At 71.8% G+C, this 26,740-nt stretch carries 22 protein-coding genes and 1 pseudogene; 22 read left to right on the top strand and 1 reads right to left on the bottom strand.

Annotated features, from left to right (window positions below):
• The first annotated feature begins 65 nt into the window (after positions 1–65).
• A complete protein-coding gene (locus tag BM076_RS26130) occupies positions 66–827 on the top strand; it encodes an enhanced serine sensitivity protein SseB (protein WP_093716205.1) in 762 nt (253 codons plus the stop codon).
• A gap of 184 nt (positions 828–1,011) precedes the next feature.
• A pseudogene (locus tag BM076_RS26125) lies at positions 1,012–1,404 on the top strand (enhanced serine sensitivity protein SseB C-terminal domain-containing protein); the annotation flags it as partial.
• 12 nt (positions 1,405–1,416) lie between these two features.
• Here the strand turns inward: BM076_RS26125 and BM076_RS26120 are convergent.
• A complete protein-coding gene (locus BM076_RS26120) occupies positions 1,417–2,928 on the bottom strand; it encodes a DUF885 family protein (protein ID WP_093716143.1) in 1,512 nt (503 codons plus the stop codon).
• Positions 2,929–3,282: 354 nt separating this feature from the next.
• Here BM076_RS26120 and BM076_RS26115 point away from each other — a divergent pair, with 354 nt between their 5' ends.
• From BM076_RS26115 to BM076_RS26020, 20 genes are all read left to right on the top strand, one after another.
• Complete coding sequence (locus BM076_RS26115) at positions 3,283–4,281, top strand: ABC transporter permease (RefSeq protein ID WP_093716142.1); 999 nt, start codon at positions 3,283–3,285, stop codon at positions 4,279–4,281.
• Between the two features lie 97 nt (positions 4,282–4,378).
• Positions 4,379–6,154, top strand: coding sequence for an ABC transporter substrate-binding protein (locus tag BM076_RS26110; protein ID WP_093716141.1), 1,776 nt, complete (start codon positions 4,379–4,381; stop codon positions 6,152–6,154).
• A gap of 92 nt (positions 6,155–6,246) precedes the next feature.
• Positions 6,247–7,257: an ABC transporter permease gene (locus BM076_RS26105; RefSeq protein WP_093716140.1), complete on the top strand. Its 1,011-nt coding sequence runs from the start codon at positions 6,247–6,249 to the stop codon at positions 7,255–7,257.
• A gap of 101 nt (positions 7,258–7,358) precedes the next feature.
• Positions 7,359–8,441: an ABC transporter ATP-binding protein gene (locus BM076_RS26100; protein ID WP_177246622.1), complete on the top strand. Its 1,083-nt coding sequence runs from the start codon at positions 7,359–7,361 to the stop codon at positions 8,439–8,441.
• A gap of 104 nt (positions 8,442–8,545) precedes the next feature.
• Positions 8,546–9,625 carry an ABC transporter ATP-binding protein gene (locus BM076_RS26095; RefSeq protein WP_407640714.1) on the top strand — a complete coding sequence of 360 codons (1,080 nt, stop codon included), beginning with the start codon at positions 8,546–8,548 and terminating at the stop codon, positions 9,623–9,625.
• Positions 9,626–9,665: 40 nt separating this feature from the next.
• Positions 9,666–10,325, top strand: coding sequence for a trimeric intracellular cation channel family protein (locus BM076_RS26090; RefSeq protein WP_093716139.1), 660 nt, complete (start codon positions 9,666–9,668; stop codon positions 10,323–10,325).
• 54 nt (positions 10,326–10,379) lie between these two features.
• Positions 10,380–11,243, top strand: coding sequence for a thioesterase family protein (locus BM076_RS26085; protein ID WP_407640711.1), 864 nt, complete (start codon positions 10,380–10,382; stop codon positions 11,241–11,243).
• Positions 11,244–11,402: 159 nt separating this feature from the next.
• Positions 11,403–12,569, top strand: coding sequence for a cysteine desulfurase family protein (locus BM076_RS26080; RefSeq protein WP_093716137.1), 1,167 nt, complete (start codon positions 11,403–11,405; stop codon positions 12,567–12,569).
• 76 nt (positions 12,570–12,645) lie between these two features.
• Positions 12,646–13,827 carry a tRNA 2-thiouridine(34) synthase MnmA gene (gene mnmA, locus BM076_RS26075; RefSeq protein ID WP_265737114.1) on the top strand — a complete coding sequence of 394 codons (1,182 nt, stop codon included), beginning with the start codon at positions 12,646–12,648 and terminating at the stop codon, positions 13,825–13,827.
• Entirely contained in the window at positions 13,824–14,360 is a 537-nt protein-coding gene (locus tag BM076_RS26070) for an LOG family protein (RefSeq protein ID WP_093716136.1), read from the top strand. Before mnmA ends, BM076_RS26070 begins: the two co-directional genes overlap by 4 nt.
• Complete coding sequence (locus BM076_RS26065) at positions 14,357–15,046, top strand: SDR family oxidoreductase (protein WP_093716135.1); 690 nt, start codon at positions 14,357–14,359, stop codon at positions 15,044–15,046. The genes BM076_RS26070 and BM076_RS26065 overlap by 4 nt, the downstream gene beginning before the upstream one ends.
• A gap of 179 nt (positions 15,047–15,225) precedes the next feature.
• Positions 15,226–16,440, top strand: coding sequence for a hypothetical protein (locus BM076_RS26060; protein WP_245796374.1), 1,215 nt, complete (start codon positions 15,226–15,228; stop codon positions 16,438–16,440).
• 19 nt (positions 16,441–16,459) lie between these two features.
• The gene (locus BM076_RS26055) at positions 16,460–17,470 is read left to right on the top strand and encodes a methionine synthase (protein ID WP_265737113.1); all 1,011 of its coding nucleotides are present in this window, start codon (positions 16,460–16,462) and stop codon (positions 17,468–17,470) included.
• A gap of 16 nt (positions 17,471–17,486) precedes the next feature.
• Entirely contained in the window at positions 17,487–19,814 is a 2,328-nt protein-coding gene (gene ligA / locus BM076_RS26050; RefSeq protein ID WP_407640710.1) for an NAD-dependent DNA ligase LigA, read from the top strand.
• Between the two features lie 220 nt (positions 19,815–20,034).
• Positions 20,035–22,167: a putative bifunctional diguanylate cyclase/phosphodiesterase gene (locus BM076_RS26045; protein WP_093716134.1), complete on the top strand. Its 2,133-nt coding sequence runs from the start codon at positions 20,035–20,037 to the stop codon at positions 22,165–22,167.
• Positions 22,168–22,342: 175 nt separating this feature from the next.
• The gene (gatC, locus tag BM076_RS26040; protein WP_093716133.1) at positions 22,343–22,639 is read left to right on the top strand and encodes an Asp-tRNA(Asn)/Glu-tRNA(Gln) amidotransferase subunit GatC; all 297 of its coding nucleotides are present in this window, start codon (positions 22,343–22,345) and stop codon (positions 22,637–22,639) included.
• A gap of 4 nt (positions 22,640–22,643) precedes the next feature.
• Positions 22,644–24,137 carry an Asp-tRNA(Asn)/Glu-tRNA(Gln) amidotransferase subunit GatA gene (gene gatA, locus BM076_RS26035; RefSeq protein WP_093716132.1) on the top strand — a complete coding sequence of 498 codons (1,494 nt, stop codon included), beginning with the start codon at positions 22,644–22,646 and terminating at the stop codon, positions 24,135–24,137.
• Complete coding sequence (locus BM076_RS26030; protein WP_093716131.1) at positions 24,134–24,355, top strand: hypothetical protein; 222 nt, start codon at positions 24,134–24,136, stop codon at positions 24,353–24,355. Before gatA ends, BM076_RS26030 begins: the two co-directional genes overlap by 4 nt.
• Positions 24,356–24,384: 29 nt before the next feature.
• Positions 24,385–25,893 carry an Asp-tRNA(Asn)/Glu-tRNA(Gln) amidotransferase subunit GatB gene (gatB, locus tag BM076_RS26025; RefSeq protein WP_093716130.1) on the top strand — a complete coding sequence of 503 codons (1,509 nt, stop codon included), beginning with the start codon at positions 24,385–24,387 and terminating at the stop codon, positions 25,891–25,893.
• 164 nt (positions 25,894–26,057) lie between these two features.
• Positions 26,058–26,645: a hypothetical protein gene (locus BM076_RS26020; protein WP_093716129.1), complete on the top strand. Its 588-nt coding sequence runs from the start codon at positions 26,058–26,060 to the stop codon at positions 26,643–26,645.
• The last annotated feature ends 95 nt before the right edge of the window (positions 26,646–26,740 follow it).

Here is a 26,740-nt window from a genome sequence, read left to right as displayed (position 1 = left end):
TCATTGCACGCCAGCCGCTAGGGTTTCCGGGCAGGACAGTGGCACATGGGCGGACAAGGGTGGACATGGAGATTCCGGCGCCGTACATATGGCCGGCCAACGAGCTGGAAGAAGTGCTCACCGCGAGCCTCGGCAATCCCTCCGCCACCGGGCGGCTGCTCGAAGTGCTCGGCCGCTCCCAGGTGTGGGTGCCGCTGCCGAACGGCGGCACACCCGACGCGCCCGCCCTCGACCTGCCCACCGTCGAACTGGAGGGCGCGCCCTATGTGCCGGTCTTCAGCTCCGAGCAGCAGTTCCGGCAGGCCGCCGACGGCATGGCCTGCACCGTCGCCCCGGTGCACGAATTCGCCCGCGGCCTGCCCCCCGCGGTCGGTATCGCCGTGAATCCCGGCGGCGCCGTCGGGGTGCCGCTGCCGCCCGCCGCCGTCGCCGAGCTGTGCCGCGGCGGACGCGGCGCGGGGCCGTACGGGGAGACCCCCGGCGGGCCCGCGGTCGGCGGCCGGGTCCGGCTCTGGGAGCCGGACCACGACGGCGAACCGGTGGACTTCCTCGCCACCGCCGCCGGTGAATTCGCGGTCACCCCCGTCGTGCTCTCCGCCCGCCGCGCGCTGGCCGCCGTCGAGGACGAGCCGCCCGCCCTCTTCGTCGGCGTGGAGCTGGACCGCTGGCAGGAGGAGGACCGGGCCGCGGCCATGGACGCGCTCGGCCGCGCCCTCGGCACCGCGCCCGTGACCTGGCCGGTACATCTCATTCTGCTGGATGTCGCCCAGGACCCGGTCGCGGACTGGATGCTGGAGACCGTGCGGCCGTTCTTCGCGCGGGACTGACGGGACTGACGGGACCGACGGCGGGACCGGTGACGGGCCTGCCGGCGGGACCGGGGACGGGACTGACGGACGGCACGAGTGGGGATCAGGTACACGACCTGATTTGATGGCCTGCGGCGTACAGGTGTGCGCCGGGCAGACCGAACGAGGGGAAGGGGCGGTCCCACGTGATCGCGGGCGCGCAAGGCGGTGCGGCGGCGGCCTGGACCTGCTGCCCGCCGGGCCGCTCCAGATCGGTGAACCGTCCCTGCAGATCCCGCAGTTCTACGCGCTGCTCGCGCAGGCCGCGCACCGCACCGCGCCGGTACGGGCGCTGCGGCGCGCCTGGGTGCAGCCCGCGCTCGGCGAGCCGTATCTGGCGATCGGCGTGGAGGTCTACGACGGGTCGCCGCAGGCGGTGGAGTCGGTGCGGCTGATGATGCAGCAGTCGGTGGGCGGGGTGCCCGAGGGGCTCGCCGTCTCGACGGTCGCGATGGCCGACGCCTACGATCCCGTCGCGATGTGGATGCGGGCGAACGGCCGCCCGTTCTTCGACCGCGAGGCGTACGCGGGCGGCCCGGCGTGGGGCCCGCGGTAGCGGACCGTCCCCCTACGCGCCCAGTGCCCCGTCCAGGAGGCCCAGGGGTGGGCTGCCGAGGGCGAGCAGGTCGGCGTGGAAGCGGGGGAGGGAGAAGTGCCGGGCGCGGCGGGCGCGCTCGCGCAGCCGCATGATCTCCAGCTTGCCCCAGGTGTAGCGGCCGTAGGCGGCGTCGAAGGTGCCGCGGCGCGCCTCGGAGGCGGCGCCGGCCCGGGCGAGATGGGCGTCGCGCATGAAGAGCCGGGTCGCGTCCTCCAGCGAGAGCGAACCGGTGTGCAGCCCGATCGCACAGGTCAGCCGGGTGACGCGGACCAGCGCCTCCAGGGCGACGCCGATCGCGAACCGCGGGTCGCGGGCCCGGAAGCCCTCTTCGAGGCAGACCTCCTCCACATAGTGCGCCCACCCCTCGGCGAAGGACACGCTGTGCAGGGTCCGCCGCACCGGCCCTTCGGCCCTGCGCAGGGCGCGGCCGTGCGCGAAGTGCCCGGGGGCCACCTCGTGGACGGTGATCGACGGCAGGCTGGTGCGGCTGAAGACCGTCAGCCACTCCTCGCGCTCGTCGGCCGGCCAGTCCGGCTCGGGCGGGGTGACGTGGTACCAGGACGCGGAGTCGGCCTCGGCGGGCGCCGCCCAGCTCATCATCGCCATCGCCCAGCGCCGCGAGGGCGGCGCGGGCCCGACCAGGCAGTCGCCGTCCACATACGGCGCGAGCTTGCGGGCCCGGGTGAATTCGATGACCTCGTCGGTGAGCCGGGCCGCCTCGGGGATCACGCCGTCCGCGCCGGGGTGGTCGGCCAGCAGCTCGGGCAGCAGCTCGTCGACCCGGCGGTGCCGGTCCAGCGCGCGGCAGGAGTCGGTCAACAGGTCGGTGAGCCGGGCGCGTTCGCGGTCCGCCTCGGCGGCGAGCGCCGACAGGTCGACCCGCATCCCTTCCTGACTGCCCATCAGCGCAGCCAGCGCCTTGCCGCCGAGCCGCGGGTCGGGGTCGCCGTGCTCGGCCGCCCGCTCGATGTGCGCGACCAGCCGGGCGTGCGCGGCCAGGGCGGCCGCCGTCTCGGGGTCCTCGTCCGCGTCGAGCCCGGCCGCCAGGCCCCGGACCGCGCCGAGCAGCGCGTCCGCGACCGGCGCCGTCACCTGGTCGAGCGAGGCCACGGCGCCGTCCACGGCCTCCGGCCAGCGCGCCAGATGCTTGCGACGGGCCTTGGCGCGCTCCCGGCGCGGCGCGTACTCCCGGTCGTAACAAGCCAGTTCGAGGTTGGACAGATGCTGGTACGGGTCCCGCCGGTGCAGCTCCAGCTCGCCGTACTGCACGCGCTGCGCTTCCTCGAAGACCGTCAGATGCCGTTCGTCGTGGGCCGATTCGAGCGGTCCGGCGGCGCGGCGGGCGCGGGAGAGCGCTTCCAGGCCGCGGCGGACGCCGTCCGGTGACAGGTCCTGGACCCGGCCGTCGTACTCGTGCCGCCCCGCCATCTCCCGTACCACCGGCACCATCAGGTCGCATACCGCACGCAGCCGCTCGTTCACCCCACGACCGTACCCCGATGTACGCGTCGGTAACGGTCGATGAATCACCACATCACAGTTGCGCATCCCTTCGCTGTGAGGGCTGGCGGGTGATCGACACATCACAGAAGAATCCAGCGGCAAGGGCCCCGGAGCCCCGCGCGGAACCCGTACCACCTGCACCGCCCCGTACCAACAGCACTTTCTGCACTGCCGGTTCATGCACCATGCACGTCTTGCGCACACCGCGCGCACACCGCGCGCATCTGCTCACGAGCACCATGCACCTCGCACCAGCAGCACGACTGATGAGTAAAGCCGCTACAGCGGCGGGCGCGCGCCGGTTACCCGCCGGCGAGAGGGGTCAGTCACACCATGACCGCACCGATTGAGACCACCCATGGGCAGGCCGAGGCACAGCCGGAAGCCATACTCAGCGGGGTCGAGCGAAGCGAGATCCAGGGCAGGTCGCTCGGTCAGATCGCCTGGATGCGCTTCAGGCGCGACAAGGTGGCGGTAGCAGGTGGCATCGTTGTCGTGCTCCTGGTGCTGCTCGCGATCCTCGCCAAGCCGATCGAGCACATCTTCGGCCTCGACCCCACCGCCTTCCACCAGGACCTCGTCGACCCGGTGAAGGTCGCCCCCAAAGGCGGCTGGGGCGGCATGAGTTGGGACCACCCGCTGGGTATCGACCCGCAGTACGGGCGCGACCTGCTGGCCCGGATCATCGAGGGCTCCTGGGTGTCGATGCTGGTCGCCACCGGCGCGACGATCCTGTCCAATGTCATCGGCACCGTGCTCGGCGTGATCGCCGGCTACTACGGCGGCTGGGTGGACAGCCTGATCAGCCGGCTGATGGACACCTTCCTCGCCTTCCCGCTGCTGCTCTTCGCGATCTCCATCTCCGCGTCGCTGCAGGACGGCGCCTTCGGCCTGAATGGGCTGCCGCTGCGGATCAGTGTGCTGATCTTCGTCATCGGCTTCTTCAACTGGCCCTACATGGGCCGCATCGTCCGCGGCCAGACGCTCAGCCTGCGAGAACGCGAATTCGTCGAAGCCGCCCGGAGCATGGGCGCGCGCGGCCCGTACATCCTGTTCAAGGAGCTGCTGCCGAACCTGGTCGCGCCGATCCTCGTCTACTCGACGCTGCTGATCCCGACCAACATCCTCTTCGAGGCGGCGCTGAGCTTCCTCGGCGTCGGCATCGCGCCACCACAGGCGTCATGGGGCGGGATGCTCAACGACGCCGTCGACCTGTTCTACGCCGACCCGCAGTACATGGTCGTCCCCGGCCTCGCGATCTTCATCACGGTGCTGGCCTTCAACCTGCTGGGCGACGGGCTGCGCGACGCCCTCGATCCGCGCAGCAAGTGAGCACCGCACCCGATCCGCAGTACGTGACACCCCGTCACCCTCGCCGTACCACTGCCGCAACGACGTACATCCATCCGATTGGGAGGCTTTCCTCGGCATGAACAGCAGAAAAGCGACAGCCGCGCTGGCGCTTGCCATGGCTATGGCCCTGGGAGCATCCGCGTGCAGCAGCGACTCGAAGGACGACAAGGGCGGCAACAAGCCCAGCAGCGGCAGCAGCAAGGCCGCCAAGGGCACCGACGCCGCGCTCACCTCGATCGTCAACGCCTCGGACAAGAAGGGGGGGACGGTCGTCATGGAGAACTCCGACGTGCCGGACTCCCTGGACCCGGGCAACACGTACTACGGGTGGGTGCAGAACTTCTCCCGCCTCTACGCGCGTACGCTGCTCACCTTCAAGCCCGCCGCGGGCAAGGACGGCCTCACCGTCGTCCCCGACCTCGCCACCGGCCTCGGCAAGGCCAGCGCGGACGCCAAGACCTGGACGTACACGATCCGTTCCGGCCTGAAGTACGACGACGGCACGCCGATCACCACCAAGGACATCAAGTACGCGATCGAGCGCAGCAACTTCGCGCCCGAGGCCCTGTCCAACGGCCCGACGTACTTCAAGTCCTACCTGGAGGGCGGCGACAAGTACCAGGGCCCGTACAAGGACAAGAACCCCAACGGGATCGCGTCCATCGAGACCCCGAACGACACCACGATCGTCTTCCACCTGGCCAAGCCCTTCGCGGACTTCGACTACCTGGCGACCTTCTCGCAGACGGCCCCCGTGCCGCAGGCCAAGGACGACGGCGCCGGCTACGTGAAGCACATAGTGTCGTCCGGCCCGTACAAATTCGCCTCGTACACCGAGGGCGCGGGCGCCACGCTGGTGCGCAACCCGCAGTGGTCCAAGGCCAACGACCCGGTGCGCACCGCGCTGCCGGACCGCTACCAGATCAAGTTCAAGGTCGACGCGGTCACCATCGACAACAACCTGCTGGCGGGCAACACCACGGTGGACTCCGGCGGTACGGGCGTCACCCCGCAGACCCAGGCCAAGGTCACCGGTCCCAAGTACAAGAGCAGCACCGACGACTCGTACGCCGGCGCCACCGCCTACATGGCGATCAACCCGAAGGTGAAGCCCTTCGACAACATCGAGTGCCGCAAGGCCGTCGAGTACGCGATCGACAAGGTGTCCGTGCAGACCGCGATCGGCGGCAGCGTCAAGGGTGACGTCGCCACCACGCTGCTCCCGCCGACGGTCAACGGCTACGCCAAGTTCGACGAGTTCCCGACCGAGGGCAACAAGGGCGACAAGGCCAAGGCCAAGGACGCGCTCACCAAGTGCGGCCACCCGAACGGCTTCAGCGTCAACATGACCGCGCGCTCGGACCGCCCGGCCGAGATGGCGCAGGCCACCGCGGTGCAGAACTCGCTCAAGCAGGTCGGCATCAACGCGAGCATCAAGAGCTACCCGGCGGGCAAGTACTTCTCCAACTTCGCCGGCGTGCCCAGCTATGTGCACGAGCACCAGCTCGGTCTGATGATGACCGCGTGGGGCGCCGACTGGCCGACCGGCTACGGCTTCCTCGACCAGATCGTGGACGGCAGCGCCATCAAGCCGTCCGGCGGCAACAACCTGCAGGAGCTGAACGACCCGGCGATCAACAAGGCGCTGTCGGACGCGATCTCCAACACCGACGCCGCCGCCCGCACCAAGGCGTGGGGCGACATCGACAAGATGGTCGTCGACACCGCCACGGTCGTGCCGCTGATCTACCGCAAGAACCTGCTCTACCGCCCGGACAACGCCACCAATGTGACGGTCACTCAGGCGTACCTGGGCATGTACGACTACCTGCTGCTCAGCTCCTCCAAGTAAGCGGGCTCCGAACACCGGAAGGCAGGTGAAGGCATCGGTGTCCGCCGGACCCGGGGTACGCCCCGGGCCGGCGGACCCGGCGCCGAACCGTTGTGACTGCGTACATCATCCGACGCGTGATCGCCGCGATAATCCTGGTGCTTGTCGTCAGCGCGGTCACATTCGCGATCTTCTTCCTCGTCCCGAAGATCGGCGGCCAGAGCACCACCCAGCTGGCCACCCAGTACGTGGGCAAGGACGCCAACCCCGAGTCGATCGCGGCGGTCAAGAAGAACCTCGGGCTGGATCTCCCGCTGTACGAGCAGTACTGGCACTTCATCAAGGCCATCGTCATGGGCGCGAACTACAAGTTCGGCCCGGACGCCGCCCAGTGCCACCGGCCGTGCTTCGGCTACTCCTTCAAGTCGCACGTCGAGGTGTGGCCGCAGATCAAGGACCGCATCCCGGTCACCTTCTCGCTGGCGATCGGCGCGGCCGTGATCTGGGTGATCTCCGGTGTCGTCATCGGCGTCATCTCCGCGCTCAAGCGCGGCACGATCTTCGACCGGCTCTCCATGGGCGTGGCCCTGGCCGGCGTCTCGCTGCCGATCTTCTTCACCGGCATGGTGCTGCTGGGCCTGTTCTCCTACAAGTGGACGGTGTGGGACAACGTCCAGTACCACAGCTTCACCAGCGATCCCGGCCAGTGGGCGTGGAATCTGGTGCTGCCGTGGATCAGCCTCGCCTTCCTCTACTCCGCGCTGTACGCCCGCCTGACCAGAGCCGGGATGCTGGAGACGATGGGCGAGGACTACATCCGCACCGCGCGCGCCAAGGGCCTGCCCGAACGCGTCGTGGTCGGCAAGCACGCGCTGCGCGCCGCGCTCACCCCGATCGTCACCATCTTCGGCATGGACTTCGGGCTGCTGATCGGCGGCGCGATCATCACCGAACGCGTCTTCTCCTTCCAGGGAGTCGGCGCCTACGCGGTGCAGGGTGTGCGCGACAACGACCTGCCGATCGTGCTCGGCGTGACCATGGTCGCGGCGACCTTCATCGTCCTGTGCAACCTGGTGGTTGACCTGCTGTACGCCGCCATCGACCCCCGCGTGAGGTACTCGTGAGCACCACGGACGGCAGCGTGCCCGACAGCACTCCGGACAGCGTTCCCGACGGCGGTCCTGACCGTACTCCCGACGGCGGCACTCCCGGCGGCGGCGCGGTGCTGCGCAAGGACGCCCCGAGCGCGCCCGGCGAACCCGTGCTGACCGTCGGGCCCGCCCCGGCAGGCGACGGATATCTGTCGGTCCGCGATCTGCGCATCCACTTCGACACCGACGACGGCCTGGTGAAGTCGGTCGACGGCCTCAGCTTCGACCTGCCGCGCGGCCGTACCCTCGGCATCGTCGGCGAGTCCGGCTCCGGCAAGTCGGTGACGTCGCTGGGCATCATGGGCCTGCACCGCACCGCGCGGGCCCGGATCTCCGGCGAGGTGTGGCTGGACGGCGAGGAGCTGGTCTCCGCGCACCCCGACCACGTACGGCGGCTGCGCGGACGCAAGATGGCGATGATCTTCCAGGACCCGCTGTCGGCGATGCACCCCTACTACACGGTCGGCGCGCAGATCGTCGAGGCGTACCGGGTGCACCACAAGGTGAGCCGCAAGGCGGCCACCGACCGGGCCGTGGAAATGCTCGACCGGGTCGGCATCCCCGAGCCCAAGAAGCGCTTCCGGGACTACCCGCACCAGTTCTCCGGCGGCATGCGGCAGCGCGCGATGATCGCCATGGCGCTGGTCAACAACCCCGAACTGCTGATCGCCGACGAGCCGACCACCGCGCTCGACGTGACGGTGCAGGCGCAGATCCTGGACCTGATCCGCGACTTGCAGAAGGAGTTCGGCTCCGCCGTCATCATGATCACCCACGACCTCGGGGTGGTCGCCGAGGTCGCCGACGACCTGCTGGTGATGTACGCCGGCCGGGCGGTCGAACGCGGCACCGCCGAGACGCTGTTCACCGCGCCCCGGCACCCGTACACCTGGGGCCTGCTGGGCTCCATGCCGCGTCTTGACCGGGAGCGCCTTGACCGGCTCAACCCGGTCAAGGGCACCCCGCCCAGCTTGATCAACGTGCCGTCCGGCTGCGCCTTCCACCCGCGCTGCCCGTACGCGGCGCTGACCGGCGGCGCCGCCGAGACGGACGTGCCCGAGCTGCGCGAGGTCGGTCCCGGGCATCTGGCGGCGTGTCACCTCGCCGACGACGAGAGCGTCCGGATCTGGACCGAAGAGATCGAGCCGAAGCTGTGAAGGGCCAGGAAGAACCCGTGGCGGAGAATCCCTCGCAGGACGAACCGGTGAAGGACGCGGCGGAGGACACGGCGCCGTCGCCCGACAGGAGCGGCCCGGACGCGCTGTCCCTCGACAAGGGCACGAGCGCCGACAAGACTCCGCGGCTGCCCCGGCAGCAGAGCGGCGAACCGCTGCTGCGGGTCACCGGCCTGGTCAAGCACTTCCCGATCACCAAGGGCCTGCTGCGCCGCCAGGTCGGCGCGGTGCAGGCGGTCGACGGCATCGACTTCGAGGTCGCGGCAGGCGAGACGCTGGGCGTGGTCGGCGAGTCGGGCTGCGGCAAGTCCACGATGGGCCGGCTGATCACCCGGCTGCTGGAACCCACCGGCGGCAAGGTCGAGTTCCAGGGCCGGGACATCACGCACCTGAGCACCGGCGCGATGCGGCCGATGCGGCGCGACGTGCAGATGATCTTCCAGGACCCGTACTCGTCGCTGAACCCGCGGCACACCATCGGCACCATCGTCGGCGCGCCCTTCCGGCTGCAGAATGTGGCGACCGAGCACGGCGTCAAGCGCGAGGTGCAGAATCTGCTGGAGCTGGTCGGGCTCAGCCCGGAGCACTACAACCGCTATCCGCACGAGTTCTCCGGCGGCCAGCGGCAGCGCATCGGCATCGCCCGGGCCCTGGCGCTCAAGCCGAAGCTGGTCGTCGCCGACGAGCCGGTCTCCGCGCTCGACGTGTCGATCCAGGCGCAGGTGGTCAATCTGCTGGACGACCTCCAGTCCGAACTCGGCCTGACCTATGTGATCATCGCCCACGACCTGTCGGTGATCCGGCACGTCTCGGACCGGATCGCGGTGATGTACCTCGGCAAGGTGGTGGAGATCGCGGACCGGGAGGCGCTCTACGGCGCGCCCTTCCACCCGTACACCGCCGCGCTGATGTCCGCGGTGCCGGTGCCGGACCCCAAGCGGCGCCAGGCGCGCGAGCGCATCCTGCTCAACGGTGACGTGCCGTCACCGATCGCGCCGCCCAAGGGCTGCCGCTTCCACACCCGCTGCTGGAAGGCGACCGACGTCTGCCGTACGCAGGAGCCGCCGCTCGCGCCGCTGGCCACCGGGCACTCGGTGGCCTGCCACCACCCGGAGAACCAGCCGGAGAACCCGGAGAACACGGTGAAGAGCCTGTCGGAGGCGTAGCGCACCGGGCCGGGAGGGTGCCGCGTAGTACAACATCGGCATGGCCACGGATCTGTTCACGCACACCGTCCAGCACACGCTCGACGTCGTCGGGATCTTCGTCTTCGCGATCTCCGGAGCGCTGGCGGCGGTCCGCAGGAATTACGACGTGTTCGGCATGGCGGTGCTCGCCGAGGTCACGGCGCTCGGCGGCGGGCTCTTCCGCGACCTGGTGATCGGCGCGGTGCCGCCCGCCGCCTTCACCGACTTCGGCTACTTCTCCACGCCGCTGGTCGCCACCGCGCTGGTCTTCTTCCTGCACCCGGAGGTCGAGCGGATCAATGTCGCGGTGAACGTCTTCGACGCGGCCGGGCTCGGCCTGTTCTGCGTCACCGGCACCGTCAAGGCGCACACGTACGGCCTCGGCCTGACCCCGTCCGTCGCGCTCGGCCTGGCCACGGCGGCCGGCGGCGGCGTCCTGCGCGACCTGCTGGCCAACGAGGTGCCGTCGCTGCTGCGCTGGGACCGCGATCTGTACGCCGTGCCCGCGCTGGTCGGCGCCACTACGGTCGCGCTGCTGATCCGCTTCGACGCGCTGGACGGGGTGAGCGCGGGGCTCGCCGCGCTGGTCGCCTTCGTGCTGCGGCTGCTGGCGCTGCGCTTCCACTGGCGGGCGCCGCGGGCCTGGCACCGGCGCAGCGCGGCGGCCGAGGGGGAGTGAGCGGCCCGGACGGGGCTGGACACCGGAGGACTACCCGCGGGTAACATGGACCGCATGGCATATGCAGCGGCCCGCGCCACCATCGGGGACAGCGAATTCGACCGCGACACCGCGGTCGTCGCCCGGCCGGACGAGCCCGGCACGTACGACATCGACCTGTCGCCCGGCTGGACCATCATCCAGGCCGTCAACGGCGGCTATCTGCTCGCGGTCGTCGGCCGCGCGCTGCGGGACGCGCTGCCGCACGACGACCCGTTCACCATCACCGCGCACTACCTCACGGCCTCGCAGCCGGGCCCCGCGGTGATCAGGACCGAGACCGTACGGGCGGGCCGCACCCTGTCCAGCGGGCAGGCGTCGCTCTACCAGACCGACGCCGAGGGCCGCGAGACCGAACGCATCCGCGTGATCGCCGCGTACGGCGACCTCGGCGCGCTGCCCGACGACGTCCGCACCTCGGCGACCCCGCCGGTCATGCCCGGCTACGCCGACTGCGTCGGCTCCGAGGACGCGCCCGAAGGCAGCGGTCCCGTCCCCGGCTCCACCGCCATCCTCGACCGCCTCGACCTGCGGCTCGACCCGGCCACCGCGGGCTGGGCGATCGGCGCGCCCTCCGGCGCCGGCGACATGCGCGGCTGGCTCGGCCTGGCCGACGGCCGCGACCACGACGCGCTCTCCGTGCTGCTCGCGGTGGACGCGCTGCCGCCCACCGCCTTCGACCTCGGGCTCAAGGGCTGGGTGCCGACCGTCGAACTCACCGTCCACCTCCGCTGCCGCCCCGCCCCCGGCCCGCTGCGCGTCGCCCTCACCACCCGCAATCTCGCCGGCGGCCTGCTGGAGGAGGACGCCCAGGTCTGGGACAGCGCCGACCGGCTCGTCGCCCAGTCCCGCCAACTGGCCCGCGCGCTGCTCGCATAGGGCTCCGGCCGCGGTACGACCGCGGACCCGGACCCGGACCGGCCACCGGAGCGGACCGGGGGAGCGGACCACCGGAGCGGACCGGCAGAGCGGACCGGCGGGACCCGGACGCGACCGAGGGTCGGAAGGTTGTCCCGCCGACCGTAGAATCGGTGGACCATGGCCTACTTCGACCACGCCGCCACCACGCCCATGCTCCCGGAGGCGGTGCAGGCGATGACCGCCCACCTCACGGTGACCGGGAACGCCTCCGCGCTGCACGCCGCCGGGCGGCGGGCCCGGCGCACCGTCGAGGAGTCCCGTGAGGCCCTCGCCGCGGCGCTCGGCGCCCGGCCGAGCGAGATCGTCTTCACCGGCGGCGGCACCGAATCGGACAACCTCGCCGTCAAGGGCCTGTTCTGGGCCCGTCGCGCGGCCGACCCGCGCCGGGTCCGGGTGCTGTCCAGCCCGGTCGAGCACCACGCGGTGCTGGACGCCGTCCACTGGCTGGCCGACCACGAAGGCGCCGTCGTCGAATTCCTCGACGTCGACCGGCACGGCCGGGTGCACCCCGACACCCTGCGCGCGGCGATCGCACGCGACCCCGACGACGTCGCCGTGATCACGGTGATGTGGGCCAACAACGAGGTCGGCACACTGCTGCCGGTCGCCGGACTGACCGAGGTGGCACGGGAATTCGGCATCCCGATGCACTCCGACGCCGTCCAGGCGTTCGGCCAGGCCGAGGTGGACTTCGCCGCCGCCGGTCTCGACGCGATGACGGTCACCGGACACAAGATCGGCGGACCGTACGGCGTCGGCGCGCTCGTGCTGCGGCGCGAGGACACCCCCGTACCGCTGCTGCACGGCGGCGGCCAGGAGCGCAGCCGCTCCGGCACCCTCGACGTGCCCGCCGTCGCCGCCTTCGCCACCGCCGGCACGCTGGCCGCGCATCGCCGGGCGGCGTTCACGGCGGAGATCGGCGCGCTGCGCGACACCCTCGTGGCCGGGGTGCTGGCCGCCGTGCCGGACGCGATCCTCAACGGCGACCCGGACCCGGCGGGCCGGCTGCCCGGCAACGCGCACTTCACCTTCCCCGGCTGCGAGGGCGACGCCCTGCTCCTGCTGCTCGACGCCCAGGGCATCGCCTGCTCCACCGGTTCCGCCTGCACCGCGGGCGTCGCCCAGCCCAGCCATGTGCTGCTGGCCATGGGCCAGCCCGCCACCCACGCCCGCGCCACCCTGCGCTTCTCCCTCGGCCACACCACGACCGCCGCCGAGGTCGCCGCCCTCACCGCCGCCATCGGCCCGGCCGTCGAACGCGCCAGGGCCGCCGGCCAGACCTGAGGCCGCCGCAACCGGGGCAGGCGGGCCTGTGGATAACCGGGGAGGGGTTCGGCGGCCGTCCCGTTACCCTGGTCGGGTGAATGACTTCCCTGACGCGGGCCCCACGGGCGACCGGAAGCGGCTGCGGGTGCTGGCCGCCATGAGCGGCGGAGTGGACTCCGCCGTGGCCGCGGCGCGCGCCGCCGAGGCGGGGCACGACGTGACCGGCGTGCACCTCGCGCTGTCCGCGAATCCGCAGAGCTTCAGGACCGGCGCCCGCGGCTGCTGCACCGTCGAGGACTCCCGGGACGCGCGCCGCGCGGCCGACGTGATCGGTATCCCCTTCTACGTGTGGGACCTCGCCGAGCGCTTCCGCGAGGACGTGGTCGAGGACTTCGTCGCCGAGTACGCGGCGGGCCGCACCCCCAACCCCTGCCTGCGCTGCAACGAGAAGATCAAATTCGCCGCGCTGCTGGACAAGGCGCTGGCGCTGGGCTTCGACGCGGTCTGCACCGGGCATTACGCGACCGTCCTGGTCAAGGACGACGGCAGCCGCGAACTGCACCGCGCGAGCGACGCCGCCAAGGACCAGTCGTACGTGCTGGGCGTGCTCGACGAGCGGCAGCTCGCGCACGCGATGTTCCCGCTGGGCGACACCCTCACCACCAAGGACGAGATCCGCGCGGAGGCCGAGCGGCGCGGCCTCGCGGTCGCCCGCAAGCCCGACAGCCACGACATCTGCTTCATCGCCGACGGCGACACCCAGGGCTTCCTGGCCAAGCACCTCGGCAGCGCCGAGGGCGCGATCCTCGACCAGGACGGCGAGCGGGTCGGCACGCACAACGGCGCGTACGGCTTCACCATCGGGCAGCGCAAGGGCCTGCGCATCGGGGTGCCCGCCGACGACGGCAAGCCGCGCTATGTGCTGGACATCTCGCCGGTGGACAACACGGTGACGGTCGGCCCGGCCGACGCGCTGGACGTGACCTCGCTCACCGCGATCAAGCCGCGCTGGTGCGGCACCCCGCCGGCCGGGCCCGCCGCGTACACCGCGCAGCTGCGGGCGCACGGCGAGGACGTACCGGTCACCGCGGAACTGGTCGGCGGCGAGCTGCGGGTGGCCTTCACCGCGCCGGTGCGCGGCATCGCGCCCGGCCAGGCCGTGGTGCTCTACGACGGCACCCGCGTCGTCGGCTCGGCGACCATCGCCACCACCGCCCATACGACGGCGGGGGAGCGTACGGACACGAGGACGGGCGCCGATAGCGTGGCCGTATGAACATCTGCGTCTTCCTCTCCGCCGCCGACCTGGACGAGCGGTACACCGTCCCCGCCCGCCAATTCGCCGAGCTGATCGGCCGCGGCGGCCACACCCTGGTCTGGGGCGGCTCCGAGGCGGGCCTGATGAAGGTGGTCGCGGACGGCGTCCAGGACAGCGGCGGCCGGCTGGTCGGCGTCTCGGTGGAATTCCTGCACATGAAGGCCAGGAAGAACGCGGACGAGATGGTGATCGCCGCCGACCTCGCCGAGCGCAAGGCGCAGTTGCTGCTGCGCGCGGACGCGATCGTCGTCATGGTCGGCGGCACCGGCACCCTCGACGAGGCCACCGAGATCCTGGAACTGAAGAAGCACGGGCTGCACGCCAAACCGGTGGTGCTGCTCAACAGCGCCGGTTTCTACGACGGTCTGAAGCAGCAGATGCGCAGGATGGACGCCGAGGGCTTCCTGCCGGTCCCGCTGGACGACCTCGTGCACTTCGCCGACACCGGCGAAGAGGCCATGGCCTACCTGATGGAGAACGCCGTCGTATGAGCACCCACCTCGTGACTGGTGCCGGTTCCGGCATCGGCGCCGCCGTCGCGCGCCGGCTGCTGGAGCGGGGCGACGACCTGTGGCTGCTGGCCAGGGACGCGGGCCGGGCCAGGGAACTGGCCGCCGCCTTCCCCGGCGCCCGCACGCTGGTCGGCGACCTCGGGGAGCCGGCCCGGCTGTCCTGGGCGCTCGGCCACCAGGCGCCGCCGGACCGCCTCGACTCGCTGCTGCACATCGCCGGCGTCGTCGAACTGGGCGACATCGGCGACCTCACCCCGAAGGTGTGGAACGAGACGCTCGCGGTCAATCTCGTCGGCCCCGCCGAGCTGACCCGGCTGCTCCTGCCCCAACTGCGGCTCTCCCAGGGCCATGTGGTCTTCGTCAACTCCACCGCGGGCCTGGAGGCGCACGCCCAGTGGGGGCCGTACGGGGCCAGTAAGCACGGCCTGAAGGCGCTGGCCGACGCGCTGCGCCAGGAGGAGCGGGCGAACGGGCTGCGGGTCACCACCGTCTTCCCCGGCCGCACCGCGACGCCGATGCAGGTCAAGGTGCACCGGCAGGAGGGCAAGGCGTACGACGCCGAGCGCTTCATGGACCCGGAGTCGGTGGCGACCGCCGTGCTCACGGCGGTGGACCTGCCGCGCGACGCCGAGATCGTCAATCTGACGGTACGGCCGCGCACCTGACGGCCCGCCGGCGCCGGTCCTGGCCACGTCCGAGATCCCGGTACGGCCCGCGCCGGCCTCACCCGACCGTGTGGATGTGCCGGTCGAATGCCCCGCACCTGGTGTTATTCGACCGTTTCGACACGTTCGCACCCTAGGGTCGTCCGCGCCCCACCCCGATCCGAGGGAGCGGACCGACCATGGCGTCAGCCACCGCAGTACCCCGGCCGGGCAGCACCGGCCGGGACGTACGCGCCCGCGCCGAGGCCGCCCTGCGGCTCGCCGCCCCCGCGCTGCTCGGCTACGGCGCCGCCCGCGCGTTCGGCATCGCGCTGCTCGCCTACGTCGCCCACCGGCGCGGCCGCTCGCCCGGCACCGTGCTGTACGGGTCCTGGGACTCGCGCTGGTACCAGGACGTCGTGCTGCACGGCTACGACAGCACCGTCGGCGGCACGCCGCACACCTGGCACGCCTGGAGCAATCTCGCCTTCTTCCCGCTCTACCCGGCGCTGTGCCGGGCCGCCGACGCGGTGCTGCCCGTCGGCACCGCCAAGGCGTCCTGGCTGGTCGCCCTCGCCTCGTCACTGGCCGCCGCCTGGCTGATCTTCCTGATCGGCAACCGGCTGCACGGCCGGCGCACCGGCGTCGTCCTCGCGGTGCTGTGGGGCTGCCTGCCGCACGCGCTGGTCGAGAGCATGGCGTACACCGAATCGCTGTTCACCGCGCTGGCCGCCGCCGCGCTGTACGCGGCGCTGGCCCGCCACTGGGTGCGCGCCGGGCTCTTCGCCGCGCTCGCCGGACTCACCCGCCCCACCGGCGTCGCGCTCGCCGCCGCCGTCGCACTGACCGCGGCCCTGGCCGCGCTCCAGGCGCTGCGGCAGCCGCGTACCGGACCCTGGTGGCAGCCGGTCTGGCGGCCCGCGCTCGGCGCCGTACTCGCGCCCGCGGGCTGGCTGGCCTTCGTGGTGTGGGTGGGGCTGCGACTGCACCGCGCGGACGGCTACTTCGCCGTCCAGGACGCCTGGGGCAACCGCTTCAGCAAGGGCGGCTATCTGCTGCGGCGCCTGCGCTGGGTCTTCCTCGGCCCGCGCGGCAGCGACGTGCCCGTCGCCTTCGTCGTGGTCACCCTCGTCGTCGCGGCCGGCTTCGCGCTCTTCGCGCTCTGCCTCGTCCAGCGCCAGCCGCTGCCCCTGCTGCTGTTCAGCGGCGCGCTGCTGGCCGTCCTCACCTTCGGCGCCGGCGCCTACATCGCCCGCGCCCGCTTCCTCCTCCCAGGCTTCCCCCTCCTGCTCCCCGTCGCCCGCGTCCTCGCCCGCGCCCACCCCCGCACCACCGCCCTCACCCTCGCCCTGGCCGCCCTCGCCTCCGCCGGCTACGGCCTCCACCTCACCCTCGTCTGGAACGGCCCGCCGTGAGGTGCCCTACGCTGCCGACGTGAGTACGACGACTGACTTCTCCCTGCCCGAAGGCACCGCGACCGGGGTCGGGTCGATGCCCGGCACCGACGCGCGCGAGGCGGCGCGGGTCGCCGTGGAGGCCGTGGCGGGCATGGCGTTCCTGCCGGAGCTGCCCGGCCGCGGCCCCGGCGCCGACATGATCGGCCGCACCCTCGGCCTGCTGGTGGACCTGTACGCGCGGGTCGAGCCCAGCGGCTGGCGGTTCGGCGACCGGCCGGGACGGGACACCAAACGGGCCGTGTCCTGGCTCGGCGAGGACCTGGACGCGCTGGAGGAGTTCACCCAGGGCTACCAGGGCCCGCTCAAACTCCAGGCGGTCGGCCCGTGGACGCTGTCGGCCGGCGTGGAGACCCGCGGCGGCGAGGCCGCGCTGCGCGACCACGGAGCCGTACGCGACCTGGCCGGCTCCCTCGCCGAAGGACTGCGCAAGCACATCGCCGACGCCCGCCGCCGCGTCCCCGGCGCCGACCTGCTGCTCCAGCTCGACGAGCCCTCGCTGACCGCGGTGCTGCACGGCCGGATCAGGACCGCGAGCGGCTACCGGACCTATCGCGCGGTGGACCGCGCCGTCGTCGAGTCGACGCTGCGCGAGCTGATCGACGCCGTCGGCGTCCCCGTCACCGTCCACTCCTGCGCCCCCGAGGTGCCCTTCGCGCTGCTGCGCCGGGCCGGCGCCGTCGGCGTCTCCTTCGACTTCGACCTGCTCACCGAGCGTGACTGGGACGACTTCGGCGAGGCCGCGGAAGCGGGCACCGCGCTCTTCGCCGGTGTCGTGGCGGGCAAGGATGCCCCATTGTCAGACCCGGGCGGTAGCGTCATGGGTGTTCGGGCGCTGTGGCGCAGGCTGGGGCTGGCGCCGGGGGCATTGGGCTCCTCGGTCGCGGTCACCCCGTCCTGCGGTCTGGCGGGGGCCTCTCCGGCCTACGCCCGTGCCGCGCTGGTGCACTGCGCCAAGGCGGCGCGATCGCTCGTTGACAACCCTGAGTGAGGGAAGGGACAGTTTCGTGGCAGCCGTGGACGACGACGCAGGTCTGGCGGGGGCGAGCGGGGACATCCCCGCCGAGGCCCGTGAGCAGCACGCACGACTCGCCGAGCAGGTCGAGGAGCACCGCTTCCGTTACTACGTCAACGACGCACCGGTCGTCAGCGACGCCGAATTCGACAAGCTGCTGCGCCGGCTGGAGGCGATCGAGGACGAGCACCCGGGGCTGCGCACCCCCGACTCGCCCACCCAGAAGGTGGCCGGCGCCTACGCCACGGACTTCGCCTCCGTGCAGCACCGCGAGCGGATGCTGTCGCTGGACAACGCCTTCGACGCCGAGGAGCTGACCACCTGGGCCGACCGCGTCGCCGCCGAACTGGGCCCGCCGGACAACGCGCACAGCCCGTACCACTTCCTGTGCGAGCTGAAGGTCGACGGCCTCGCCGTCAACCTCACCTACGAACAGGGCCGTCTCACCCGCGCCGCGACCCGAGGCGACGGCCGCACCGGCGAGGACATCACGCCGAACGTCCGCACCATCGCCGACATCCCCGACCGCCTCGCGGGCGACCGGGTGCCGGAGTTGGTCGAGATCCGCGGCGAGGTCTACTTCCCCGGCGACAAGTTCGAGGAGCTGAACGAACGGCTGGTGGAGGCCGGCGACAAGCCGTTCGCCAACCCGCGCAACGCGGCGGCCGGTTCGCTGCGGCAGAAGGACCCGCGGATCACCGCGAGCCGCCCGCTGCGCATGGTCGTGCACGGCATCGGCGCCCGCGAGGGCTTCGACATCGACTGCCAGTCGCACGCCTACGACCTGCTGCGCGAATGGGGCCTGCCCACCGCCCGGTACAACAAGGTGGTCGGCACCCTCGCCGAGGTCTCCGACGTCATCGCCTACTACGGCGAGCACCGGCACGACGTCGAGCACGAGATCGACGGCGTCGTGGTCAAGGTGGACGAGATCCCGCTCCAGGGCCGGCTCGGCTCCACCTCGCGGGCCCCGCGCTGGGCGATCGCCTGGAAGTACCCGCCCGAGGAGGTCAACACCAAGCTCGTCGACATCCGCGTCGGCGTCGGCAGGACCGGCCGCGTCACCCCCTACGCGGTGGTCGAACCGGTGCACGTGGCGGGCTCCGAGGTCGAGTTCGCGACGCTGCACAATCAGGACGTCGTCAAGAAGAAGGGCGTCCTGATCGGCGACACCGTCGTGCTGCGCAAGGCCGGCGACGTCATCCCGGAGATCCTCGGGCCGATCGCGGACCTGCGCGACGGCAGCGAGCGGGAGTTCGTGATGCCCGCCGAGTGCCCGGACTGCGGCACCGCCCTGCAGCCCATGAAGGAAGGGGACATCGACCTGCGGTGCCCCAACGCCCGTTACTGCCCCGCCCAGTTGCGCGAGCGGATCTTCTACCTCGCGGGCCGCAAGTGCCTGGACATCGAGAATTTCGGGTACGTCGCCGCCACCGCCCTCACCCAGCCGCTGGAGCCGTCGGAGCCGCCGCTGCGCGATGAGGGCGACCTGTTCACGCTGAAGATCGAGGAGTTGCTCCCGATCCGCTCCTACGTCCTGGACCAGGACACCGGCCTGCCCAAGCGGGACGCGGACAGCGGCGAGGAGAAGATCGTCACCTTCTTCGCCAACCAGAAGGGCGAGCCGAAGAAGAACGCGCTCGCGATGCTGGACAACATCGAGGCGGCCAAGGAGAGACCGCTCGCGCGGATCATCACCGGCCTGTCCATCCGGCACGTCGGCCCGGTCGCCGCCGAGGCCCTGGCCCGCGAATTCCGCGACTTGGACCGGATCAAGGACGCCGCGGAAGAGGAGTTGGCCGCGGTCGACGGCGTCGGCCCGACCATCGCCGCCTCGGTCAAGCAGTGGTTCGCCGAGGACTGGCACCTGGAGATCATCGAGAAGTGGCGCGCCGCGGGCGTGAAGTTCACCGAGGAGGGCTCCGACGAGGGGCCGCGCCCGCTGGAGGGCCTGACCGTCGTCGTGACCGGCACACTGGCCGGGCACACCCGGGACGGCGCCAAGGAGGCACTGGTCAGCCGGGGCGCCAAGGTCACCGGATCGGTCTCCAAGAAGACGTCCTTCGTGGTGGTCGGCGACAATCCCGGCTCCAAGTACGACAAGGCGCTCCAGGTGAAGGTGCCGGTGCTGGACGAGCCCGGCTTCGCCGTCCTGCTCGAACAGGGGGCCGACGCCGCCCGCGCCGTCGCGGTGAACCCGCCGGAGGAGGAGCCCGCGGCCGAGCCGGAGCCGGCAGCCGACGACGCGTCAGCGGACGACGCCGACGAGGCGTCAGCGGAGGACGGGAAGGGCACGGAAACGGCGGCCGAAACGGCCTGAATGGCCCTGGGATGTCACCCGTTCGGCCTATATCAGAATACGGAGACTGCCCAGGTCGCATTCCGGGAACCCCTGCCGATCGGTGCCCGAGGTGGCGTGCCGCGGCCTACTGTTGAGGAGCGCGCCCGCCGGGCAGGAACCTTCCAGCGGCCCCGACGGGACCACCGCGGGCACCGGCGCGGTGGACAGCTGGCCACACCGGGCTGCGAGAGGGACGGGCATGGAACCGACGGAGGGCGCCGCGGCGGCGCCGCTGCCCAGCGGCCGGATCGCGTCACCACTGCCCTGCCAGTCCCGGCCGTCGATCCGTATCGGGGTGCCCGCCGTCGCCGGAGTCGCGCTCGCCGCCGGCACCGCCCGTATGGTCGTCAGCGGTCACGCGCTGTTCCCCGGCGGCACCGTCGGCTGGGCCTTCGCCGTCCTCACCGGCATCATCGTCGGCCATCTGGTCGCGATGGGCCGCGACCGCTGGTGGGGCGGCACCGGATCCGGTGCCGCCCTCACCCTGGCCATGCTGCTGCTGTACGGCTGGGTGCCCGCCGTGCTCGTCAGCCTCGCCGTGGTCGTCCTGGTCGGCGCCGCCCGCATGCACCGCTGGCGGGAGGCCGCGCTGCACGGCTCGATCGACATCCTCGGCATCGGCGCCGGGGCGCTCGCCCTCTACTGCTTCGGCGCCCACCCCTCGGTGGAGGACCCCTGGGAGCCCGCCAGCTGGACCGGGTCGGCCGCCCCGGCCATCCTCGTCACCGCCTTGGCCTATCTCACCGCGACCCGCCTGCTGCTGTGGCTGGCCTTCGCCTCGCGGGCCGGCGGACTGCCCACGGTGGCGCGCACCGCGCTGCTGCGGCAGGGCATGGTCGGCGTCGCCCTGCTCGGCATCTCCCCGCTGATCCTCGTCGTCGCCTGCGACCGGCCGCTGCTGCTGCCGCTGTTCGCCGTCCCGCTGATCGCACTGGACTCCACCCTGTGGATCGCGCACGCCCGCGCCGAGGAGCAGTTGCGCGACCCGCTCACCGGGCTGCCCAACCGCCAATGGCTGCTGGAACGCGTCAGGTCCGCCCTCGACGGCGCGCAGGCGCGCGACGAACGCTGCGCCCTGATCCTCATCGACCTCGACAAATTCCGTTCGGTCAACGACACCCTCGGGCACCTCGCGGGCGACCGGCTGCTGCTCCAGGTCGCCGACCGGCTGCGGCTCGCCCTGCCGCGCGGCGCCGAGGCCGCCCGGCTCGGCGGCGACGAATTCGCCGTCCTGCTCGCCTCCTGCGACTCCCCGACCCGCGCCCAGCGCATCGCCCGCGCCCTGGCCGCCGCCCTCGGCTCACCCCTCAGCCTCGACGGGCTGACCCTGGTGCTGGAGGCCAGCGCCGGGGTCGCCGTCTTCCCGGACCATGCCGTGGACGCCGAAGGACTGCTGCGCCGCGCCGACGTCGCGATGTACCAGGCCAAGCGGGACCGCAGCGGCGTCGAGGTCTACGAGGCCAAACGGGACGGCAACACCCCCGACCGGCTCGGGCTGCTCGGCGACCTGCGCCGTGCCCTGGAGACCGGCGACGTCCAGCTGCACTACCAGCCCAAGGTCCGCTTCGACGGCCAGGTCGCCGGCCTTGAAGCGCTGGTGCGCTGGGAGCACCCGGAGCGCGGCCGGGTGAGCCCGGAAGAGTTCATCACGATGGCCGAGACCTCCGGCTTGATGCCGCAGCTCACCGAATACGTGCTCGACACCGCGCTCGAACAGGTGGCCCGCTGGCGGCGGATGGGGCTCAACGCGCCCGTCGCCGTCAACGTCTCGCCCCGCGACGTCCACAGCCCCGGTTTCGCCGGCGCCGTCGCCGCGCGCCTGGCCCGCCACCAAGTGCCGCCCGGCGCGCTCCAGTTGGAGATCACCGAGCACGTCCTTCTGGAGGACCCGCAGCGCGCCGCCGACACCCTCAACGGGCTCACCGGACACGGCGTCAAGATGTCCCTCGACGACTTCGGCACCGGCTACTCCTCCCTCGTCCACCTCCGCCGGCTCCCGGTCAGCGAACTCAAGATCGACCGGTCCTTCGTGGCCCGGCTCGTCGTCGACCCCGAGGACGCGGAGATCGTGCGGTGCACGATCGACCTGGCCCACTCGCTCGGCCTCCTCGTCGTCGCCGAGGGTGTCGAGGACGACGAGACGTGGGAACGCCTGCGTGACCTCCACTGCGATGCCGTCCAAGGGTGGCTCGTCGCCGCGGCCATGCCTCCCGACGAGGCCACCGCCTGGCTGCGCGCCCGCGGCGAACGCGGCTGGCAGCGCCCCATCGCAGCCCTTTCGGCTGCCCCTGAGCCCGAACCCGAACACTCCTCCCTCCCGGAGATCCGCTAACCCTCCCCGCCCGACGGCGAGTGAGGTCTTTTAGGGGCACCCACTTCCGGTGGCACTGTCGTCCGTAGGGGTGGGGGCCCGCCCCGCCGGGGGGAAAGCGGGTGCGGGGGTGCGGGGGCGGGCCCGTAGGATGAGGGGTCCACCGACATCTCACCCCGCAGAGGATCGCAATCGCATGCCTGGCATCACGCGCGAGGAGGTCGCCCACCTCGGCAAGCTGGCACGGCTGGAACTGTCCGCCGACGAGCTGGACCACTTCGCCGGACAGCTCGACGACATCATCGGCGCGGTCGCCCGCGTGTCCGAGGTGTCCGGCGAGGACGTACCGCCGACCTCGCACCCCCTGCCCCTGACCAATGTCATGCGCCCGGACGAGGTCCGGCCGTCGCTGACCCCGGAGCAGGCCCTGTCGGGCGCCCCGGCGCAGGAGCAGCAGCGGTTCAAGGTGCCGCAGATCCTGGGGGAGGAGTAGTCCCATGACCGACATCATCAGGCTGACCGCCGCGCAGACGGCGGAGAAGATCGCGTCGGGCGAACTGACCGCCGTCGAGGTCACCGAGGCGCACCTGGCCCGGATCGAGGCCGTCGACGAGAAGGTGCACGCGTTCCTGCACGTCGACCGCGAAGGCGCCCTGGAGCAGGCCCGCGCGGTGGACGCCAAGCGCGCCGCGGGCGAACCGCTCGGCCCGCTGGCCGGTGTGCCGCTGGCGCTGAAGGACATCTTCACCACCGAGGGCGTGCCGACCACCGTCGGCTCGAAGATCCTCGAAGGCTGGATCCCGCCGTACGACGCCACCGTCACCAAGCGGCTCAAGGCCGCCGACGTGGTGATCCTCGGCAAGACCAACATGGACGAGTTCGCGATGGGCTCCTCGACGGAGAACAGCGCGTACGGCCCGACCGGCAACCCGTGGGACCTGACCCGTATCCCGGGCGGCTCCGGCGGCGGCAGCGCCGCGGCGCTCGCGTCGTACCAGGCGCCGCTGGCGATCGGCACCGACACCGGCGGCTCGATCCGGCAGCCCGCCGCGGTGACCGCGACGGTCGGCGTGAAGCCCACCTACGGCGGCGTCTCCCGCTACGGCATGGTCGCCTTCTCGTCCTCGCTCGACCAGGGCGGCCCCTGCGCCCGCACCGTACTGGACGCCGCGCTGCTGCACGAGGTGATCGCCGGGCACGACCCGCTCGACTCCACCTCGATCGACGCGCCCGTGCCGCCGGTCGTGGAGGCCGCGCGCAACGGGAACGTGGCGGGCCTGCGGGTCGGCGTCGTCAAGGAGTTCGGCGGCGAGGGCTACCAGGCCGGCGTCGTCCAGCGGTTCACCGAGTCCGTGGAACTGCTGCGCGACCTGGGCGCCGAGATCGTGGAGATCTCCTGCCCCTCCTTCACGTACGCGCTCGCCGCGTACTACCTGATCGCGCCGTCGGAGTGCTCCAGCAACCTGGCCCGCTTCGACGCCATGCGCTACGGCCTGCGGGTCGGCGACGACGGTACGAAGTCCGCCGAGGACGTCACCGCGCTGACCCGTGACGCGGGCTTCGGCCCCGAGGTCAAGCGCCGCATCATGCTCGGCACGTACGCGCTCAGCTCCGGCTACTACGACGCGTACTACGGCTCGGCCCAGAAGGTCCGCACCCTGATCACCCGGGACTTCGAGAAGGCGTTCGAGAGCGTGGACGTGATCGTCTCGCCGACGACGCCGACCACCGCCTTCCCGATCGGCGAGCGCGCCGACGACCCGATGGCGATGTACCTCGCGGACCTGTGCACCATCCCCGCCAACCTCGCGGGCAACGCGGCGATGTCGCTGCCCTGCGGACTGGCCCCCGAGGACGGGCTGCCGGTCGGACTCCAGATCATCGCACCCGCGCTCAAGGACGACCGGCTCTACCGGGTCGGCGCCGCAGTCGAGGCCGCCTTCGTGTCGAAGTGGGGCCACCCGTTGCTCGAGGAGGCACCCCAGCTATGAGCACCACGAAGAAGAAGGGCAAGCCGGGCACGTACCTGGCCATCGGCAGCACGCTGTTCGCCGCCTTCAGCAACATCAAGAAGGTGCGCTCCGCGCGCGGCGAGAACGACACCCTCCAACTGGTCGACGGTCTGATCAGGGTGGCCGCGGTCGCCACCGGCGTGGCCCTGCTCATCCGTGAGCTGCGCCAGAACGACGACGACATCCTGACGGACTGACCGGACGGACTGAGAAGGTAGAGGGAATTGTGACCGTCACGGACCTGCTGTCCTACGAGGACGCGCTGGCGTCGTACGACCCGGTGATGGGCCTCGAGGTCCATGTCGAGCTGGGTACCAGGACCAAGATGTTCTGCGGCTGCTCCACCGAACTGGGCGCCGACCCCAACTCGCAGACCTGCCCGACCTGTCTGGGCCTGCCCGGCGCGCTGCCGGTGGTCAACGCGGTCGGCGTCGAGTCCGCGATCAAGATCGGTCTCGCGCTCAACTGCGAGATCGCCCAGTGGTGCCGCTTCGCCCGGAAGAACTACTTCTACCCGGACATGCCGAAGAACTTCCAGACGTCGCAGTACGACGAGCCGATCGCGTACAACGGCTACCTGGACGTGCAGTTGGAGGACGGCGAGGTCTTCCGGGTGGAGATCGAGCGCGCCCACATGGAGGAGGACACCGGCAAGTCGCTGCACGTCGGCGGCGCCACCGGCCGCATCCACGGCGCCTCGCACTCGCTGCTCGACTACAACCGGGCCGGCATCCCGCTGATCGAGATCGTCACCAAGCCGATCGAGGGCGCGGGCGCGCGGGCCCCCGAGGTCGCCAAGGCGTACGTCGCCGAGCTGCGCGAGCTGATCAAGGCACTGGGCGTGTCCGAGGCCCGGATGGAGCAGGGCCAGATGCGCTGCGACGTCAACCTGTCGCTGCGCCCGCTGGGCCAGAAGAAGTTCGGCACCCGCAGCGAGACCAAGAACGTCAACTCGCTGCGCAGCGTGGAGCGGGCGGCCCGCTTCGAGATCCAGCGGCACGCCGCCGTGCTGTCCTCGGGCGGCACGATCCTCCAGGAGACCCGGCACTTCCACGAGGAGGACGGCTCCACCACCTCCGGCCGGATCAAGGAGGAGGCCGAGGACTACCGCTACTTCCCTGAGCCCGACCTCGTCCCCGTCGCCCCGGCCCGCGAGTGGGTCGAGGAGCTGCGGGCCGGACTGCCGGAGCTGCCCCGGGTGCGCCGCAAGCGCATCCAGGACGGCTGGGGCATCGCCGACCACGAGATGCAGTCGGTGCTCAACGCGGGCGCGCTCGACCTGATCCTCGCCACCATCGACGAGGGCGCCGACGCGGCGGCCGCGCGCAAGTGGTGGATGGGCGAACTGGCCAGGCACGCCAATGAGTCGGGCACCGAACTGGCCGAGGTGCCGATCACCCCGGCGCAGGTGGCCAGGGTCGCGGCGCTGGTCGCCGCGGGCGACCTCAACGACAAGCTGGCGCGCCAGGTCATCGAGGGCGTCCTCGCGGGCGAGGGCGAGCCGGACCAGGTGGTCGACAAGCGCGGCCTGAAGGTCGTCTCCGACGACGGCGCCCTGGGCGCGGCCGTGGACCAGGCCATCGCGGACAACGCGGCGGTCGCCGACAAGATCCGCGGCGGCAATCTGGCGGCGGCGGGCGCGCTGATCGGCGCCGTCATGAAGCTCACGCGCGGGCAGGCGGACGCCAAGCGGGTCCGCGAGCTGGTGCTGGAGAAGCTGGGCGTGCAGGGCTGATCCCCGGCCCGTGGCCCGTGCGGCGTACGGGCCGGGCGTACGAGGGCGGCTCCCCCGGTCGGGGGGCCGCCCTCGTCGTATGCGGTCACGCGCCTTCATGTTGACGGCGGCACTCTCAGACGGCTCTCAGGCCGCTCTCAGACGGGCTCCCTACGGTGCGGGCCATGGAGACCACCGACACCACCCGTACCACCGACACCGAGACCGCCGCCGACACCCCTGAGGAGAAGCAGGAGACCGCCGCGGCCGAGACGTCCGCCGAGGCTGCCGCCGACCTGGAGGTCGTGGACGACACCGACTACGAGGTGATCGGTGACGACGAGGACGAGGGGACCGCCCCCGCCGCCCCCTCTGCGAAGTCCGCGATCATCACCGGCGCGGCGGCCGTCGCGGGCGCCGCGCTCGCGCTGTCCTCGCTCACCGGCACCTGGCTGAGCAATGTGGTCTCCCAGCGGCAGGGCCTGATCGGCCAGATCAAGACGTCCAGCGGCACCGCCAAGCAACAGATCGCCGCCGGATACGGCACCCCGTGGCACGCCATCGCCCTGGTCAACGGGATCTTCGCGGTCGTCGCGCTGCTCGTCTGCGGCGGTGTGCTGCTGCACCCCGCCTCCCGGGCCCGCGCCGCCCGCGGCCACTGGAGCCAGGCGCTGGCCTGGGGCGGCACCGTACTCGCCGTCATCGGCCTGCTCATCGCGGGCGCCATGTGGTTCGACGTCTTCGCCGACCTCCCTACGGTGCCGGCCTCCTGACGTCCACGGACTGAGCGTCTAAGGCACCCGCGGGTCCCGTAGGGCGGTCGTCTAAGGCCCCCCGGGACCAGGAGTTGCGGCAACTGCCCGATGTG

Source organism: Actinacidiphila alni (genome assembly GCF_900112845.1).
GTDB classification, from domain to species: Bacteria; Actinomycetota; Actinomycetes; order Streptomycetales; family Streptomycetaceae; genus Actinacidiphila; species Actinacidiphila alni.
This window is presented reverse-complemented; position numbering and strand designations above follow the sequence as displayed.